Source organism: Telluria sp. ZT3P26, from assembly GCF_059686035.1.
Map to the genome: position 1 here is coordinate 89,015 of NZ_JCASII010000006.1, position 16,796 is coordinate 105,810.

17 protein-coding genes are annotated in these 16,796 nt (G+C 63.1%); 7 read left to right on the forward strand and 10 right to left on the reverse strand.

The window, feature by feature from the left end:
• Nucleotides 1-13: 13 nt before the first annotated feature.
• The 5 genes from rapZ to ilvA form a co-directional block, all read right to left on the reverse strand.
• Entirely contained in the window at nt 14-892 is an 879-nt protein-coding gene (gene rapZ / locus AC56LN_RS19190) for an RNase adapter RapZ (RefSeq protein WP_499558038.1), read from the reverse strand.
• Nucleotides 893-951: 59 nt separating this feature from the next.
• Nucleotides 952-1,887: an HPr(Ser) kinase/phosphatase gene (gene hprK / locus AC56LN_RS19195; protein WP_343026507.1), complete on the reverse strand. Its 936-nt coding sequence runs from the start codon at nt 1,885-1,887 to the stop codon at nt 952-954.
• 67 nt (nt 1,888-1,954) lie between these two features.
• Nucleotides 1,955-2,437 (reverse strand): PTS sugar transporter subunit IIA, encoded by a 483-nt coding sequence (locus AC56LN_RS19200; RefSeq protein WP_499574116.1) that lies wholly within the window; start codon nt 2,435-2,437, stop codon nt 1,955-1,957.
• Nucleotides 2,438-2,815: 378 nt separating this feature from the next.
• Complete coding sequence (gene queF / locus AC56LN_RS19205; protein WP_499574118.1) at nt 2,816-3,652, reverse strand: NADPH-dependent 7-cyano-7-deazaguanine reductase QueF; 837 nt, start codon at nt 3,650-3,652, stop codon at nt 2,816-2,818.
• Between the two features lie 12 nt (nt 3,653-3,664).
• Nucleotides 3,665-5,203, reverse strand: a complete 1,539-nt coding sequence (gene ilvA, locus AC56LN_RS19210; protein ID WP_499574120.1) for a threonine ammonia-lyase, biosynthetic — start codon at nt 5,201-5,203, stop codon at nt 3,665-3,667.
• A 183-nt stretch (nt 5,204-5,386) separates the two neighbouring features.
• Here ilvA and AC56LN_RS19215 point away from each other — a divergent pair, with 183 nt between their 5' ends.
• The 7 genes from AC56LN_RS19215 to AC56LN_RS19245 all read left to right on the forward strand — a co-directional run bounded on the left by AC56LN_RS19215 (nt 5,387) and on the right by AC56LN_RS19245 (nt 12,875).
• Nucleotides 5,387-5,890, forward strand: coding sequence for a YqaA family protein (locus AC56LN_RS19215; protein ID WP_499574122.1), 504 nt, complete (start codon nt 5,387-5,389; stop codon nt 5,888-5,890).
• A gap of 17 nt (nt 5,891-5,907) precedes the next feature.
• On the forward strand, nt 5,908-6,216 hold the full coding sequence (locus AC56LN_RS19220) for a DUF1272 domain-containing protein (RefSeq protein WP_499574123.1): 309 nt from the start codon (nt 5,908-5,910) through the stop codon (nt 6,214-6,216).
• Nucleotides 6,217-6,247: 31 nt separating this feature from the next.
• Nucleotides 6,248-6,820: a flavin reductase family protein gene (locus tag AC56LN_RS19225; RefSeq protein ID WP_499574127.1), complete on the forward strand. Its 573-nt coding sequence runs from the start codon at nt 6,248-6,250 to the stop codon at nt 6,818-6,820.
• 219 nt (nt 6,821-7,039) lie between these two features.
• Complete coding sequence (locus AC56LN_RS19230; RefSeq protein WP_499574129.1) at nt 7,040-11,053, forward strand: DUF3683 domain-containing protein; 4,014 nt, start codon at nt 7,040-7,042, stop codon at nt 11,051-11,053.
• A complete protein-coding gene (locus tag AC56LN_RS19235) occupies nt 11,050-11,481 on the forward strand; it encodes an HIT family protein (protein ID WP_499574131.1) in 432 nt (143 codons plus the stop codon). Before AC56LN_RS19230 ends, AC56LN_RS19235 begins: the two co-directional genes overlap by 4 nt.
• Before the next feature lie 13 nt (nt 11,482-11,494).
• Nucleotides 11,495-11,929 (forward strand): gamma-butyrobetaine hydroxylase family protein, encoded by a 435-nt coding sequence (locus tag AC56LN_RS19240; RefSeq protein WP_183554105.1) that lies wholly within the window; start codon nt 11,495-11,497, stop codon nt 11,927-11,929.
• Nucleotides 11,930-12,185: 256 nt separating this feature from the next.
• A complete protein-coding gene (locus AC56LN_RS19245) occupies nt 12,186-12,875 on the forward strand; it encodes an Npun_F0296 family exosortase-dependent surface protein (RefSeq protein ID WP_499574133.1) in 690 nt (229 codons plus the stop codon).
• Nucleotides 12,876-13,279: 404 nt separating this feature from the next.
• On the opposite strand, the gene AC56LN_RS19250 is transcribed toward AC56LN_RS19245, so the two are convergent.
• The 5 genes from AC56LN_RS19250 to AC56LN_RS19270 form a co-directional block, all read right to left on the reverse strand.
• Complete coding sequence (locus AC56LN_RS19250; RefSeq protein ID WP_183554103.1) at nt 13,280-13,486, reverse strand: cold-shock protein; 207 nt, start codon at nt 13,484-13,486, stop codon at nt 13,280-13,282.
• 193 nt (nt 13,487-13,679) lie between these two features.
• The gene (locus AC56LN_RS19255; RefSeq protein ID WP_499574134.1) at nt 13,680-15,092 is read right to left on the reverse strand and encodes a hypothetical protein; all 1,413 of its coding nucleotides are present in this window, start codon (nt 15,090-15,092) and stop codon (nt 13,680-13,682) included.
• A 37-nt stretch (nt 15,093-15,129) separates the two neighbouring features.
• Nucleotides 15,130-15,642, reverse strand: coding sequence for a hypothetical protein (locus tag AC56LN_RS19260; RefSeq protein WP_499574136.1), 513 nt, complete (start codon nt 15,640-15,642; stop codon nt 15,130-15,132).
• Between the two features lie 9 nt (nt 15,643-15,651).
• Nucleotides 15,652-16,335, reverse strand: coding sequence for a C39 family peptidase (locus tag AC56LN_RS19265; RefSeq protein WP_499574139.1), 684 nt, complete (start codon nt 16,333-16,335; stop codon nt 15,652-15,654).
• 2 nt (nt 16,336-16,337) lie between these two features.
• Entirely contained in the window at nt 16,338-16,739 is a 402-nt protein-coding gene (locus AC56LN_RS19270; RefSeq protein WP_499574142.1) for a hypothetical protein, read from the reverse strand.
• Nucleotides 16,740-16,796 lie beyond the last annotated feature (57 nt).

Genomic DNA, 16,796 nt, shown 5'->3' on the forward strand with positions numbered 1-16,796 from the left:
GCGGGCAGCAGGCCTACGCCGCCCGATGCTTCGGCTGCTCGCGATGCCTGACAATCACGCGCTCGGTCGCGCCAAAGTGCGCGCCCAGGTGTTCGGCCATGTACACCGACCGATGCTGTCCACCCGTGCAACCGACCGCCACCGTCAGGTAGCTGCGGTTGTCGGTCTTGAACGACGGCAGCCACTTGGCGACGAAGTTCTGGATGTCGGACAGCATCTCGACGGCGCTCGGTTGCGCGTCGAGGAAGGCAATCACGGGCGCATCCTTGCCGGTGAGCGGGCGCAGGGCCAGGTCATAGTAAGGATTCGGGATCGCGCGCACGTCGAACACGAAGTCGGCGTCGAGCGGCACGCCGACCTTGAAGGCGAACGATTCGAAGAACAGCGTCAGCGGCGCGTGGTCGATCTCGGCGAGTTCCTTGATCCAGCCGCGCAGCTTGTTCGACGAGAGCTCGGACGTGTCGATCACGTGGCCCAGGTTCTCGATCGATGACAGGCGCTCGCGCTCTTCGGCAATGCACTCGATCAGGGTACGGCGCGAGGCCGGGTTTTCGCCCGGACGCAGTTCGTGCGACAGCGGGTGGCTGCGGCGCGTCTCGGAAAAACGCGCCACGAGCGAATGGGTGCTCGCGGTCAGGAACATCACCTTGACCGAGTGGCCGTCCTCGCGCAGTCGCCGCACGCTCACGGGCAGTTCGGCCAGCGATTCGGCGCTGCGCGCGTCGACTGCGACGGCGATCTTGCCGCCGCCGCTTTCGCTGACGGTATTGACGAGGGCCGTCAGCAGGGCTGGTGGCAGGTTGTCGACGCAGTAGTAACCGGCGTCTTCCAGGACATTCAGGGCCACGGATTTACCCGAGCCGGAAATTCCGGTGATGAGGACGATGTGCATAGGGGCGATGATACCGCAAGCGCCGGCAAGCCGTACACCCGCGGCCCGCCGGCGGCGGGTCAGTCGGCGCTCATGGCCTGGCGCTGGCGCTCCATGAATTCCTGCAGCGTGTCGATGCCGCGCAGTTGCAGGATCGTGTTGCGCACGGCGGCCTCCAGCAGCACGGCGATGTTGCGGCCGGCTGCCACCGGGATGACGACCTTGCGGATCGGCAGGCCCAGCACGTCTTCGGTCGGGAAGTGAAAGGGCAGGCGCTCGACTTCTTCGTCCTGCGCGCCGCGCTTGACCAGATGGACGATGAGCTTCAGGCGCATCTTGCGGCGCACCGCCGTCTCGCCGAAGATCGCCTTGATGTCCAGCAGGCCCAGGCCGCGCACCTCGAGCAGGTTTTGCAGCAGCGGCGGGCAGCGGCCCTCGATCATGTTCGGCGCGATGCGCGAGAATTCCACCGCATCGTCGGCCACCAGGCCGTGCGAACGCGAAATCAGTTCCAGGCCCAGTTCGCTCTTGCCCAGGCCCGACTCGCCGGTGATCAGCACGCCCACGCCCAGCACGTCCATGAACACGCCATGCATGATCACGCGCTGCGCCAGTTTCTTGGACAGGTACACGCGCAGGAAGTCGATCACCTGCGCGGCCGGCAGCGGCGTGGAAAACAGCGGGATGTTCTGCTCGTCGCAGATGGCGAGGATGTCGGGCGGCGTTTCCAGACCCTGCGCGATGATCAGCGCCGGTGGGCCGCCGCCGATCAGTTCGCCAATCACGTGGGTGCGCGAATTGGCTTTCAGGCGGTGGTAGTAATTGAGTTCCTGGTGTCCGAAGACCTGGATGCGGCCCGGGTGGATCAGGTTCAGGTGGCCGACCTGGTCGGCGGCCGACGCGGCGTCGCCGGCGATCTGGCGTTCGCCGCCGGGAAAGCCCGCGAACCAGCCGAGCTGCAGGCTGTCGCGGTTATCGTCGTACAGCCGTTGAATGGTCAGCGGGGACTGCAGCATGGGCATCGTCTTCGTCACATAAAAAGGCGCGCGACATCATTGCCGCGCGTTCGCAGTGACGTGAAGTTTAACCCAGAGCTTGCAGGCTGGGTTGCCAGTTGATAATACGTTCGTGGACAGCCTTCGGATCGGCGTCGGTTGCCAGCGCAGTGCGGATGGCTTCGTCCGAGAACAGCTCGGCGATTTCCGACAGGATCTCGAGGTGCTGCTGCGTGACGTGATCCGGAATCAGCAGGAAGAACAGCAGGTTCACCGGCTGGCCGTCGGGCGATTCGAACGGAATCGGCTCCTTCAGGCGCACGAAAGCGGCCAGGGGCGCCTTCAGGCTCTTGCTGCCCTTGATGCGGCCATGCGGGACTGCCACGCCGTGCCCAAGGCCGGTAGAGCCAAGACGCTCGCGCGCGAACAGGTTGTCGGACACAATCGAACGGGCAATACCGCAATTGTTCTCGAAGATCAGGCCGGCTTGCTCGAAGGCACGCTTTTTGCTCGACACTTCGATGTCGAGCTGGACGTTTTCGAGCGAGAGGATTTTGCTTAAATTGGTCATGACGTGGGGTGCGTGGCACAAGTGCGCAGCACAAGTGGAGTGCTTGCGAGCACGGATTATAGGCCTGTTTTCTGCCTTGGACACTCGAAATCGCGACAGTCAGGCGAGTTGCCTGGACCGTCGCACGCTACCCGTCAGAACGGGCGGGTGACGGGGTTGATTTGGATCAACAGCGTCACGCAATTTCTTCAACAAATCACAGGGCGCAGCAGGCAAAACCATGCTGGCGCAGAAATTCGCCGATTTTTGCACATGATCTGCTGAAAAAGTAAGCACGCTCAGCAGTGTGGCAAGCCGGGACGTATTCTGTATCCCGGCGCACGGTTGTCGCCAAAAATGTACAGGCGTGCGAATCGCATCCTGTCAGAAACGCGATATTTACTGGCGCGCGCCACGCAGATTGGGCGGTTTGCCGGTGGAAAAATTGGCGCGCCATGGGTTGATGTCCAGGCCACCGCGCCGGGTGTAGCGGGCGTAGACGGCCAGTTTGGTTGGCATGCACTGGCGCAGCACGTCCATGAAGATGCGCTCGACACACTGCTCATGGAACTCGTTGTGTTCGCGAAAGCCGATCAGGTATTTCAGCAAGCCTTCCTGGTCGATCTGCGGGCCGACATAGCGGATCTGCACCGTGCCCCAGTCCGGCTGGCCCGTGACCAGGCAGTTCGACTTGAGCAGGTGCGACACCAGCGTTTCTTCGACCTGGCCATTCTCGTGGTCCGCGCTGAGCAGTTCCGGGGATGGCGAATAGCCATCGATCTCGACATCGAGACGATCCAGCAGCACGCCGTCGAGTTCGCCCATCTTGATCGCACCGAACGCTTCCGGGCTGGTCAGCGTGACGTGGACCGGCGCACCGAAGCCGTCCGACAGATCGTCGCGCAGCAGGGCCAGCAGGGCGTCCGGACCGGCCAGGCGGGTCTGGTTGAACGAGTTCAGGTACAGCTTGAACGATTTCGATTCGACGATGTTCGGCGAATCGGCCGGGACCGTGATCGTCGCAATCGCCACCTGCGGCTTGCCGCGCATGTTCAGCCACGACAGTTCATAGGCGTTCCAGATGTCGACACCGAAGAACGGCATGGTGCCGGCATCCGCAAACAGGCCGAGCTCATCGCGCTTTTGCTGGCGCGCGATCGGGAACAGCAGCTCGGGCGCGTACTGGCTCTGGTAGGCAGAAGATTTGCCCAGGGGCGATTGGTCAGGTGTATTCATGGAGATGGGGCGTCAGGCGCCCAAGAACAATTTATAGACGGGATTGCTGCTTTCGTCCCAGTAACGGTAACCGAGCGACGCCAGGAATTGCCGGAACTCGGCCATTTCGGTCGGCGGCACTTGCAGCCCCACGAGAATGCGGCCAACATCGCCGCCCTGGTTGCGGTAGTGAAACAGCGAGATATTCCAGTTCGGCGCCATGCTGTCCAGGAAGCGCATCAGCGCGCCCGGCCGTTCAGGGAACTCGAAACGATACAGCAATTCATCATGGGCCAGCGAACTTTTGCCGCCCACCAGATGGCGGATATGCAGCTTGGCCAGTTCATCGCCGGTCAGGTCGAGCGTCTTGTAGCCATGCTCTTCGAACGTGCGCGCCAGCAGACCGGACTCGGTGCGGCTGCCCACCTGCACGCCGACGAACACATGCGCTTCGCTGGCGTCGCTGATGCGGTAATTGAATTCGGTCACGTTGCGTGGCCCGACCAGGCCGCAGAAGCGGCGGAAGCTGCCGCGCTGCTCCGGCACGGTCACGGCAAACACCGCTTCGCGCGACTCGCCCAGCTCGGCGCGTTCGGCAACGAAACGCAGGCGGTCGAAGTTCATGTTGGCGCCGCAGGCCACGGCCACCAGCGTTTCATTCTTGACCGGCTCGCGGTCCATCTGCGAGCGTTCGATATACGCCTTGGCGCCGGCGATGGCGAGCGCGCCGGCCGGCTCGAGGATGCTGCGTGTGTCCTGGAACACGTCCTGGATCGCGGCGCAGATCGCATCGGTGTCGACCAGGATGATCTCGTCGACCACCTTCTGCGCGACGCGGAAGGTTTCTTCGCCCACCAGGCGCACCGCGGTGCCATCGGAGAACAGGCCGACATCGTTCAGCGTGACGCGGTGGCCGGCCTTCAGGCTGCGCGCCATCGCGTCCGAATCGAGCGTCTGCACGCCGATGATCTTGATGTCCGGGCGAATTTCCTTGACGTAGGCGCCGATGCCCGCGATCAGACCGCCGCCGCCGATGGCAACGAAGATCGCATGGATCGGGCCGGAATGCTGGCGCAGGATTTCCATGCCGATCGTGCCCTGGCCGGCGATCACGTCCGGATCGTCGAACGGGTGCACGAAGGTCATGCGCTGTTCTTTTTCCAGCAGCAGGGCGTGGTTGTAGGCGTCGGTGTACGAGTCGCCGTGCAGCACGATCTCGACGCTGGCGCCGCCGCGCGCCTTGACGGCGTCGATCTTGACGCCCGGCGTGGTCGTGGGCATCACGATCAGCGCGCGGCAGCCGAGACGGCAGGCCGACAGGGCCACGCCCTGGGCATGGTTGCCGGCCGAGGCGCAGATCACGCCGCGCGCGCGCTGCTCGGGCGTCAGGTTGGCCATCTTGTTGTAAGCGCCGCGCAGCTTGAAGCTGAACACGCTCTGCATGTCTTCGCGCTTGAAATAGATGCGGTTGCCCATGCGTGCAGATAGCGTGGGGGCCAGATCGAGGGGCGTTTGTTCGGCAACGTCGTAGACGCGCGCGGTCAGGATTTTTTTGAGATAGTCGGTAGTCATGGTCGAAACACAAGGGTCAGGCCAATGCGGCTGGCGGGACGGACGACGCAAACTGTTCCGCTAGGGTGGGTGACCGTGGCGCGCAGTACGATACGGCGCGCTGGGTGACAGGCGATCGTATCGTGTCGTGACGAAAGTTCCGGACCATTATAATGGACGCCTATTTCCCTCGCCTAAGCTCGCATGATCGAAACCGCTGTCCAATGGCTGCTTGACCTCGTTGCGGCGCCGACGGTTGGGCTGACCTCCGTCTTCATCATCAGTTTTATTTCCGCCACGCTGCTGCCGCTCGGTTCCGAGCCGGCCGTGTTTGCGGTAATCAAGGCCAATCCGGCCATGTTCTGGCCCGCGATCCTCGTGGCCACTGTCGGCAATACGCTGGGCGGCGCAGTCGATTACTTTCTTGGTTACCGTGCCAAGGTGGCGTTTGCCAAAGAGCGCCAGAGCCGCTGGTTCGGCTGGCTCAAGCGCTACGGCGCCAAGACCATGTTGCTGTCATGGCTGCCGGGCGTGGGCGATCCGCTGTGCACGCTGGCCGGCTGGCTGCACCTGCCGTTCTGGCCGAGCCTGATGTATATGGCGATCGGCAAGTTCGCGCGCTATCTGACCATGACGCTGGCGCTGCTGTACGTGCCGGACAGTTTCTGGAAATCGCTCGGCGACATGCTGACGCGGATTACGGGCTAAGACCCAGGGAGTTTGCCATGCTTGAACTGCGTCCCACCTGCGAACACTGCAATGTCGCGCTGCCACCGGCGTCGGAACAGGCGCGCATCTGCTCGTACGAATGCACGTTTTGCGCCACCTGTGTCGATACCGTTTTGCTGAACGTGTGTCCGAACTGCGGCGGTGGCTTCGTGCCGCGGCCCATCCGGCCCGCGCAGGATCGCAAGAATGGCAATTACCTGGCCAACGATCCGGCCGGCACGACGGTGAAACACCGTCCCGTCGATCCGGCCGCGCACGCCGCGTTCGCCGCGCCGCTCAAGGACATCCCGTCGGCGCAGCGCTGACTGCCCGCGCCATCAACCGAAGGATTCCGGCATGACCGACCGCGTTCCCGTACCCCTGGCCAAAGCCTACCGCCTGATGAACCATGGCCCGACCGTCCTCGTGTCCAGTCGTCATGGTGACGCTGACAACGTCATGGCGGCCGCCTGGTCGATGCCGCTCGACTTCGATCCGCCCAAGGTGGCGGTGGTGATCGACAAGAACACGCTCACCCGCAGCATGATCGAAGCGTCCGGCGAATTCGCGCTGAACATCCCATCGCGCGCGCTGGCGCGCCTGACCCTGCAGGTGGGTTCGACGTCGGGCCGCGATCTGGACAAATTCGCGGCGTTCGGCGCCGGCGCCTGGACCGGCGAACAGATCGGCGCGCCGCTGCTCGATGGCTGCCTGGCCTGGCTCGAGTGCCGCGTACTGCCCGAACCGCACATCCAGGACACGTACGACCTGTTCCTGGGCGAGGTCGTGGCGGCCTGGGCCGACCCGGCCGTGTTTGCCGACGGGCACTGGAATATGGCCGCGGGTGGCAAGAAAAGCATTCATTACGTGGCTGGCGGCCATTTTTTCGAAACGGGCGAGGCATTCGAGGTGCCGGACGTGACGCGATAGCGGTGCAAACCAGGCCGGACGACATATGTCATTCCCGGCATCGCGCTTGATAAATACTGTGCGCCCGCGGCTGTGGGTGAATAATGTTTGCATATCCGACACAGTATGAATATTTTGTTGCGTCGCGCGCAGCGGCGGATGGGGCCGCCCCAAGCGTGGTGCAACGCAATACGATAGAATGAACGTCCTTCGGGCCTGTCCGACTGTCGACGAGTATTCATGAACGCCCCCGCACACATCCATACCCTGCTAGCCGATAACGCGCCCGCGCGCCTGCGCGAGATTCCATACAACTACACTTCGTTTTCGGACCGCGAAATCGTGATCCGGCTGCTCGGTGAGTCGTCGTGGGAGTTGCTCGACAGCTTGCGCGGCGCCCGCCAGACCGGCCGCTCCGCGCGCATGTTGTACGAGGTGCTGGGCGACATCTGGGTCGTGCGGCGCAATCCGTATCTGCAGGACGACATGCTGGACAACCCGAAGCGCCGGGCCAACCTGATCGAGGCGCTGCACCACCGCCTGGCCGAAGTCGACAAGCGTCGCACGACGGTCGATGCGCAGGATGACGGCGACCCGGCCGTGGCCGCAACGCGCAGCCGCGCCGTCGAGCAGTTGCTGGCGGCCGCGCGCCGCGCGGTCGACGACTTCGGCCGCGAATTCTCCGAGACGTATGACCTGCGCAAGCGCGCCCTGAAGGTGCTGGGCGCGTACACCGACAAGCGCAATATCCGCTTCGACGGCATGCACCGCATCTCGCACGTGACCGACGCCACCGACTGGCGCGTCGAGTACCCGTTCCTGGTGCTGGTGCCGGACACCGAGGACGAGATGGCCGGCCTGGTCAAGGGCTGCATCGAACTGGGTCTGACCATCATCCCGCGCGGCGGCGGCACCGGCTACACGGGCGGCGCGATTCCGCTCACGCCCATGTCGGCCGTGATCAATACCGAAAAGCTGATCGGCATCGGCGAAGTCGAAATGACCGCGATGCCGGGCCTGGACCGCGAGTACGCGACCATCCACACCTATGCGGGCGTGGTCACGCAGCGCGTGTCGCAGGCGGCCGAGAAGGCAGGCTTCGTGTTCGCGGTTGATCCGACGTCGGCGCACGCGTCGTGCGTGGGCGGCAATATCGCGATGAACGCAGGCGGCAAGAAGGCCGTGTTGTGGGGCACGGCGCTCGACAACCTGGCCTCGTGGCGCATGGTCGACCCCAACGGCGACTGGCTCGATGTCACGCGCATTGCCCACAACCTGGGCAAGATTCACGATGCGCCGCAGGCTGAATTTCTGCTCGAATGGACGCATCCGTCGGTCAAGGGCGCACCGAAAGGCGCGCCGTTCCGCACCGAGACCCTGACCATCGACGGCAAGCGCTTTCGCAAGGAAGGCCTGGGCAAGGACGTTACCGACAAATTCCTTTCCGGCCTGCCGGGCATCCAGAAAGAGGGCACCGATGGCCTGATCACGTCGGGCCGCTGGATCCTGCACAAGATGCCGAAGTTCACGCGCACCGTGGCCCTCGAATTCTTCGGCCAGGCGCGCGATGCGATTCCGTCGATCGTCGAGATCACGAATTACCTCAATGGCTTGCCGAAGAACGGTGACCCGGCGTTTTCGACGCTGCGCCTGGCGGGCCTGGAGCACCTGGACGAGCGCTACCTGCGCGCGGTCGGTTACGCCACCAAGTCCAAGCGCGGCGTGCTGCCGAAGATGGCGCTGTTCGGCGACATCGTCGGCGACGACGAGAACGCGGTGGCGCTGGCTGCGTCCGAAGTGGTGCGCATCGCGAACACCCGCGTGGGCGAAGGCTTCGTTGCCGTCAGCCCCGAAGCGCGCAAGAAGTTCTGGCTCGACCGTGCGCGCACGGCGGCCATCGCGCGCCACACCAACGCCTTCAAGATCAACGAAGACGTGGTCATTCCGCTGCCACGCATGGGTGAATACACCGATGGCATCGAGCGCATCAACGTCGAGCTGTCGATCAAGAACAAGCTGCAGCTGGCCGACGGCCTGCGCAACTACCTGGCGAGCGACCATCTGCCGCTGGCCAAGAGCGATGATGCCAGCAGCGGCGAAGGCGTCGAGCGCGACGAGATCATGGGCGACCGCCCGCTGCAGGCGCGCGCGCTGGTCGACCTGGTGACCAAGCGCTGGAGCTTCATCCTGGCCAATCTGGACATGCCGCTGCCAGAGGCGCGCGAGCAGCTCGAATCGCTCGGACTCGACCATTTGTCTGCCGCCTTCGATGCGCGCCTGGCGATCCAGCCCGATGCCCGCCTGTTCGACCTGGTGCAGGACCACACGGTGCGCATCTCCTGGAAGCAGGAGCTGCGCGCGCCGCTGCGCCAGATCTTCAACGGCAGCGCCTACACCTGCATCCTCGACGAGAGCACGGCGATCCACAAGCGCATCCTGCGTTCGCGCGTGTTCGTCGCGCTGCACATGCACGCCGGCGACGGCAATGTCCACACCAACCTGCCGGTGAACTCGGACGATTACGACATGCTGCAGGATGCGCACAAGGCGGTCGAGCGCATCATGAAGCTGGCGCGCTCGCTCGACGGCGTGATCTCGGGCGAACACGGGATCGGCATCACCAAGCTCGAATTCCTGAAGGACGAAGAAATCCAGGAATTCCGCGACTATAAAATCCGCGTCGATCCGGAAGGGCGCTTCAACAAGGGCAAGCTGCTCAATCTGGAAGGCGCCCACGCCGACCTGCGCAACGCCTACACGCCGTCGTTCGGCCTGATGGGCCACGAGTCGCTGATCATGCAGCAAAGCGATATCGGCGAGATCGCCCACAGCATCAAGGACTGCCTGCGCTGCGGCAAGTGCAAGCCCGTCTGCACGACGCACGTGCCGCAGGCGAACCTGCTGTATTCGCCGCGCGACAAGATCCTGGCCACGTCGGCGCTGATCGAAGCGTTCCTGTACGAAGAGCAGACCCGCCGCGGCGTCTCGATCCGGCACTGGGAAGAATTCGAGGACGTCTCGGACCACTGCACCGTGTGCCACAAGTGCGTCACGCCATGCCCGGTGAATATCGACTTCGGCGACGTGTCGATGAACATGCGTAACCTGCTGCGCAAGATGGACAAGCGCAGCTTCAAGCCGGCCAACCGCGCGGCGATGTTCTTCCTGAATGCCACCGACCCGACCACCATCAATGCCACGCGCAAGGTGATGGTGGACTTCGGCTTCAAGGCGCAGCGCTTCGGCAACCGCATGCTCAAGGGCTTTGCCAAGCCGCAGCTGGCGGCGCCCGCGCCGACGACCGGCAAGGCGCCCGTGCGCGAGCAGGTCATCCACTTCATCAACAAGAAGATGCCGGGGAACCTGCCGAAGAAAACGGCGCGCGCCTTGCTGGACATCGAAGACGACAAGATCGTCCCGATCATCCGCAACCCGAAGAAGACCAATGCCGACACCGAGGCCGTGTTCTACTTCCCGGGCTGCGGATCCGAGCGCCTGTTCTCGCAGGTAGGCCTGGCCACGCAGGCGATGCTGTGGGAAGTGGGTGTGCAGACCGTGCTGCCGCCGGGTTATCTGTGCTGCGGTTATCCGCAGCGCGGCGCCGGCCAGTTCGACAAGGCCGAGAAGATGGTGACGGACAACCGCGTGCTGTTCCATCGCATGGCCAATACGCTCAACTACCTGGACATCAAGACGGTGCTGGTCTCGTGCGGTACCTGCTACGACCAGCTGGCGACGTACCAGTTCGAGAAGATCTTCCCGGGCTGCCGCATCATGGACATCCATGAATACCTGCTGGAGAAGGGCGTCAAGCTCGAAGGCGTGAACGGCACCCGTTACATGTACCACGAGCCGTGCCACACGCCGATGAAGCTGCAGGATTCGATCAAGACGGTCAACGCGCTGGTGTCGACGGTGGACAACGTGAAGATCGAGAAGAACGACCGCTGCTGCGGCGAGTCGGGCACGTTTGCCGTCTCGCGGCCGGACATCGCGACCCAGGTCCGCTCGCGCAAGGAAGGCGAGATGGTCAAGGGCGCCGACAAGCTGCGCGAAGACGGCTTCAAGGGCGACGTCAAGATCCTCACCAGCTGCCCATCGTGCCTGCAGGGCCTGAGCCGTTACAACGACGATTCGGGCACCACGGCCGACTACATCGTCGTCGAAATCGCCAAGCACCTGCTGGGCGAGAACTGGCTGCCCGAGTACGTCGCACGCGCCAATGCGGGCGGCATCGAGCGGGTGCTGGTATGACGGTGTTGCGCGAACCGGGGTGCGAGCTGTGCGACCTGTCGCTGCCTGTTGTCTGGGCTGGTGAGAAGTTCAGCGTCATCGCCGTCGACGACGCCAGCTATCCCGGCTTTTGCCGCGTGATCTGGCATGACCATGTGCGCGAGATGAGCGACCTGTCGGCGGACGACCGCTTGTTGATCAACGACGCCGTGTTCCGGGTGGAGACGGCGGTGCGCGAGGTGATGCAGCCATTGAAGGTCAATGTGGCCAGCCTCGGCAACGTGGTGCCGCACCTGCACTGGCACGTCATTCCGCGCTACGCCGATGATGCGCATTTCCCGGCGCCCGTATGGGCACAGGCGGTGCGCGCGACGGAACCTGCTATCCTCGCGGCGCGTCGTGCGCTGCACGACCAATTGGGCGTTGCCATCGCGCGCCGTTTTTCCTGATATAGAGAGTGTCATGCCCCATCCAACCGAATTGACTGTTCACCAGAAATCACGCGTGCTCGACGTCGCCTACGACGACGGCAGCGCCTTTTCGCTCCCGTTCGAATATCTGCGCGTGTATTCGCCATCGGCTGAAGTAAAGGGCCACGGCCCGGGCCAGGAAGTACTGCAACTTGGCAAGCGCGAAGTCGGCATCGCCGATGTCGAGCAGGTCGGCAACTACGCGATCAAGCCAACCTTCTCGGACGGCCACGATTCCGGCATCTTCAGCTGGGATTATCTGTATGAGCTGGGCCGCAGCCAGGAATCGCTGTGGAAACAGTACGTGGCGCGCCTGCAGGCGGCTGGCTACGACGAAGAGAGCGGCCGTGCACCTGGCATCCAGCTGGCGGCGGCGCCGAAGAAATCCGGCGGCGGCGGTTGCGGCTCGGGCAGCTGCGGCTGCTGATCGTTGCGTCACGCAGTGTGTGACGCGGCGTCGTTATCGGGGCGCTTGCACGCGTGATCGGCATCCCAGTAACATCCAGTTTGTAACGGTAATATACTGTCGATAACAATTACGTTTCCGCAAAGATTTATTGCCAAGTAATTGTTTATGAGGGGTTTTTTCCGGTGGCATGGTTAGTGCTATTTACCACGTCTCAACCCACCGGAGACCTCCCATGAAAAAAGCCCTGGTTCTTTGTCTGGCATCGGTATTGCTGATGTCTGCTTCTGTGACACATGCCGTAGAAATCACGTACGCCTCGGCCGTTGCGGCGGACGGATCTGGCAAGACGAGTCTGCAAACAAACAATGTGTTTGTCGAGACGTTCGATGCGCCGGGTGGCGGGCCAACGATGGCTGCCAATCTGGTGGCTATCTCGACCGTGTCCGGCGGCGCGCTGGGCTACGCGCAAGGGCACCTCCCGGGCGTGTATGCGGCACCGGCCAACGATACGACCTATTTTGCCTATGGCCCAAGCGCTGGTAGTGGCACGACCAGTTCCGAAGTCAATTTCAACTACACGGGCTTGCTGAACGCTCTCGGCAACGGCGCAACGCTGAATTACCTCGGCCTGTATTACGGATCGATCGATATGTACAACGATCTGATCTTCTACAACGCCGTCGGCGCCGTCATCCAGACGGTGACCGGCGCCTCGCTCATCGACATGTTCCATGGCGAGCCGGGTAACCAGAATGCAGAGAGCTCGAACATCTACGTCAACCTGTTCTTCACACCTGAAGAAGAGTTCACGTCGTTCAGCTTCCGCACCACCGCCCGCGCGTTCGAGATCGATAACCTGGTGGTCGGCTACAACGTTGCCCCGGTGCCTGAACCGGCATCGATCGCACTGCTCGGTCTCGGCCTGGCAGGCCTCGGCCTGGCACGTCGTCGCATCAGCAAATAACTTGCCGCACCGGATCGAAAAACCTCCCTTACGGGAGGTTTTTTTTCGTGGAACATGCAAGCACAGACCAACAGCCGGGGTCAGGTCTGACATTCGGACACGACCTCAGCGTTAACACAGCAACAGCCAGGGTCAGGTCTGACATTCGGACACGACCTCATCCTTGAGCATTTCCAATGGTGTCTTGCCAGTATTAACTAGGCCGGGTGCCAGCCGGTTTGGGCTAGCAGACAGTCGAGATCGTGTCCAAATGTCAGACCTGACCCCCGCTTTTTAGTCAGACAGTCGAGATCGTGTCCGAATGTCAGACCTGACCCCGGCTTTTTAGTCGCCACAAAGACAAAGAGCACATCCGGAGATGTGCTCTTTTGCGTTGCGTGCCCGCCGTAGCGGGCCAGCGGAACTTAAGCTTGCGGCTGGATGTTCGAAGCCTGCTTGCCTTTAGGACCGGTGGTGACGTCGAACGTCACGCGCTGGTTTTCTTGCAGCGACTTGAAGCCGTTGGCGTTGATCGCCGAGAAGTGCGCGAACAGATCTTCGCCGCCGCCGTCAGGCGTGATGAAACCGAAACCTTTTGCGTCATTGAACCACTTAACAATGCCAGTCGCCATTTTTATTCCCTCAAAAATTAATTTTACGTTGATGCCCTGTTTGCGTACCTAGGACAAAAACCAGGGTGACGCCTTACATTGCGAATCTGATTATAGGGCAAACTCTTAAATTGGAAGCAAGATTTTTCAATCGTCTTCGTATTTACCACAAGTTATCCCCGCTGCATCACCAATTTCAATTATAAATTTCCGGTCAGAAAGTCATTGGTAAACGCAGCGTCAAGGTCACGTCCGGCGTGTCGCGCGTGACGCCGGCGCCCACCGCAATATTGAGCGAGCGCTTCGGGCTCAGGCGATAAGAGTAGCCCAGCAGCAGGGTACCCAGCTGCGTGCGCACCGAGCCGATCGAGGTCGCGCCGTTCTGGCGCATGCGTCCAATCGTGCTGTGGTCGTATCCCAGACTGAGCGAGGCCTTGTCGTTGAGTGCCAGGCCCATGCCGAAGTTAAAGCCCAGCACGGCACCCGGTTGCAGCGAGCCGAGCGGTTCGCGTTCGCCATTGCGCACCAGGCGCGTCACGTCGTCGCGCTTGAAGTTGTGCACGTAGCTCAGGTTACCGAAGAACACGGCCGGATCGGACGGATACAGCCACGTCAGCGTGGCCTGCAGCGAATGGAAGCCCGAGCCGGTCGGCAAGTCCAGCGGCAAGCCGGTGCCGGTGACGTTCTCGCCGATGCAGCGGCGTTCGCAGTCGGTGACGACTTCGAACGGGTCGCGCCCGGTGCGGCTCTTGTAGCGCAGGCCGGCAATGTAATAGCCCTTGTCGGCGCCGCCATTGTTGAGCTGATAGCGGCCGGCGACTTCGACGTCGCCCATGCCCTTGCCGGTCGTATCGAACACGCGCTCGACTGCCGTGCCGGTGAAGATTTCCCGGCTGACGGTGGCGTCTGAACGGTACACATACGGCACCTTGACCTCGACTTCCATCCGGTTGCTGATGCCGGTGCGACCGGTGATGGCGGTGGTGAAGGTATTGCGCTTGATTTCGCGCACGTCCACCAACCCGATCAGCAGGGCCGGAATCACCGTGTAGCCGACCAGGGCCACGCGGTTGCTCGACGAGTAGCCGTATTGCATCGATGGCTCGAGCACATAGGTGCCGGGCGCCGTGAGCACGCCCGGCTGGTCGCCGATCGGCGCGACTTCCGGCGGACGGTTGGGTTGCTCGCGGCCGGTATTCTGCGCCTGCGCCTGCGCCGGTACGGCGGGACGGGCTGGCGGAGGGACCGGCACGCCGGGCTGGTCCGGGCGCGGCTGTGGCGGCAGCGGCGCCGGCACGCCCGTCACCGCGGGTGGCAGCACGGGCGGCTCGGCGACCGGGGCCTGGCCACTCATCGACGCGCCCGTGCCGCGCTGTTGCGACAGCAGCACGCCATCGGCGGGCGTTCCCATGCGCTGCAATTGCTCGCGCTGCGCCTGGACTTCGTGCAGCAGGCGATTGACCAGCGCACGCTGCTGCGCCAGTTCGTCCTTCAGCTGCGCCAGTTCGGTATGGGATGGCGATGTGCCATTGTTCGACAGGGGGGCAACCTGTTGAGCGAGTACGGGCGGCGCCAGAAAGGCGGCCGCCAGGCCCGCAGCGCCGAGCCGCGCGACGTGTGGATACATCCAGATCTCCAGAGTGATGGTTGGTGGTGTTGAAAATTCATAGTCCGCCCGGCGAACGCACGACGGCGTCACGGATCGTCGACTGGAAATTGATGTCCTTGATCAGGGACATGCTATTGACGGTCGACGAAATGGTGGTCGCGGTGCGGATGTCCTGGCCGCTGAGCGTGTTCTGGAGCAGCGTTGCGCCGTTGGGCAGGTTGAGGTCGGCGGCGGCATAATTGTTGCCGCCGATCTGGATCATCCGCGCGGCGCCCAGCGCATCCTGGGTCAGGCGCGCCTGCTCGGCCGTCATGGCCGCCAGGTCAGGGATGGCGATATTCGTGCGCGCCATGATTTCGCCATTGACCGACACGACGCGCTCGATGCCGAGCGAGAGCGACAGGCCGCCGGCCACCTCGAAGCCGCCACGGGCGGCGTCCAGGGCGGCGGCGGCAACCGGTGTGCCAAGCGCCGGTACGAGCGGCTCGGCGGCCTGGACCAGCGACAGGGTGCTCGTGAGCACGCCCATCAGGGCAATCTGCAAAGGGTAGGGTGGAAGGCGCATCATCTGTCCCCGTTAAAAGTCGCCCGGCCCGAACTTGGGCAGCGTCGCGCTGAGCTGGTCCTGGTGCATGCCGGTGCCCAACGGCGCACGCGGCGCACCGCGCCAGTCCTCCGGCGTGTTGAAGGCGACCTGGTCCTTGTGGCTGTGGATCACGAACAGGATCTTGTTGCGCCAGATTTCCTGGAACCGTTCCATGCTCACGACGCGGTTGCCGGTGGAGGGATCGCCAATCAGGATGCGGCCATCTTCGGCGCCCTTGACGACGACGAAATGGTTGAAGCCGCGGTCGGTGATCAGGACGATGGCCGGCAGTTTTTCGGCGATCAGTTTTTCAATTGGCAGCCTGAAGCCGTCGGCGCGAAAGCCGCGCGTGGCCAGGAAGCGCTGCATGTCGAGCAGCGAAAACCCTTCCTTGTGAATCTTGGCCTGGTCGCCGGTGGCATACATCTGCTGGAACACGTCCTGTTCGGGCGTGGACGTGTGATAGTGGTGCGACAGCAAGGTGGCCAGCGCGGCGGCGCCGCAGCTGTAGTCGTATTGCTGGCGCAGCGTGCGCTGGAATTTGATGTCCTTGAGACTAGTCACCGGCACGTTGACCCGTCCGACCCCGGCCAGGTCGAGTGCCTTCGCACTCCGGGGCGCCAGCACGGCGCCGCAGAGTGCGAGAAGCAGCAGCAAGTGAGGGCCTGGTGTCATGCTCATTGCAGTTGCAGGTTGATGACGGTCGCGTTCTGGATCAGCACGTTCGCGCCGGAATTCTGGATCACGACCGGCAAGCCCGATGAATTGGCGAACGAGCCGCCACTGATCACATTCATGCCGGTGCTCACATTGGAGGCCGTGTTGTTGCCGACCGTGCCGCCCAGCGTCGCTTCGGTGGTGACGATGTCGGTGCCACCGCGCAGGTCGCCCAGAACCGCGGCGTCGGTGGTCTTGCCCCAGCCGCTTGCGGGATCGTCGCCCGCGGCCGGCGCCACGTTCACCGTCGACAGGAAGCTCACCACCACCGGCAGTCTGGCCGGCTCGGTGACCTGGGCTACCGCTGGCAGGGCAGCGCCTGCCATCAGCAAGAAAAATCCGATCTGGTGTCGTTGTTTCATGATGCCTCGCCCGAAAGAGCCGCCATGCGGGCAAAGCGCCGCATGGCGGGAGTGCAG

Coding starts and splice junctions, on each gene's coding strand:
- AC56LN_RS19250 (WP_183554103.1), bottom strand. CDS start 13,486: ATGGCGACTGGCATTGTTAAGTGGTTCAATGACGCAAAAGGTTTCGGT.
- AC56LN_RS19220 (WP_499574123.1), top strand. CDS start 5,908: ATGCTTGAACTGCGTCCCACCTGCGAACACTGCAATGTCGCGCTGCCA.
- AC56LN_RS19255 (WP_499574134.1), bottom strand. CDS start 15,092: ATGTATCCACACGTCGCGCGGCTCGGCGCTGCGGGCCTGGCGGCCGCC.
- rapZ (WP_499558038.1), bottom strand. CDS start 892: ATGCACATCGTCCTCATCACCGGAATTTCCGGCTCGGGTAAATCCGTG.
- AC56LN_RS19240 (WP_183554105.1), top strand. CDS start 11,495: ATGCCCCATCCAACCGAATTGACTGTTCACCAGAAATCACGCGTGCTC.
- AC56LN_RS19265 (WP_499574139.1), bottom strand. CDS start 16,335: ATGACACCAGGCCCTCACTTGCTGCTGCTTCTCGCACTCTGCGGCGCC.
- AC56LN_RS19270 (WP_499574142.1), bottom strand. CDS start 16,739: ATGAAACAACGACACCAGATCGGATTTTTCTTGCTGATGGCAGGCGCT.
- AC56LN_RS19215 (WP_499574122.1), top strand. CDS start 5,387: ATGATCGAAACCGCTGTCCAATGGCTGCTTGACCTCGTTGCGGCGCCG.
- hprK (WP_343026507.1), bottom strand. CDS start 1,887: ATGCTGCAGTCCCCGCTGACCATTCAACGGCTGTACGACGATAACCGC.
- AC56LN_RS19245 (WP_499574133.1), top strand. CDS start 12,186: ATGTCTGCTTCTGTGACACATGCCGTAGAAATCACGTACGCCTCGGCC.
- AC56LN_RS19235 (WP_499574131.1), top strand. CDS start 11,050: ATGACGGTGTTGCGCGAACCGGGGTGCGAGCTGTGCGACCTGTCGCTG.
- AC56LN_RS19230 (WP_499574129.1), top strand. CDS start 7,040: ATGAACGCCCCCGCACACATCCATACCCTGCTAGCCGATAACGCGCCC.
- queF (WP_499574118.1), bottom strand. CDS start 3,652: ATGAATACACCTGACCAATCGCCCCTGGGCAAATCTTCTGCCTACCAG.
- AC56LN_RS19225 (WP_499574127.1), top strand. CDS start 6,248: ATGACCGACCGCGTTCCCGTACCCCTGGCCAAAGCCTACCGCCTGATG.
- AC56LN_RS19200 (WP_499574116.1), bottom strand. CDS start 2,437: ATGACCAATTTAAGCAAAATCCTCTCGCTCGAAAACGTCCAGCTCGAC.
- AC56LN_RS19260 (WP_499574136.1), bottom strand. CDS start 15,642: ATGATGCGCCTTCCACCCTACCCTTTGCAGATTGCCCTGATGGGCGTG.
- ilvA (WP_499574120.1), bottom strand. CDS start 5,203: ATGACTACCGACTATCTCAAAAAAATCCTGACCGCGCGCGTCTACGAC.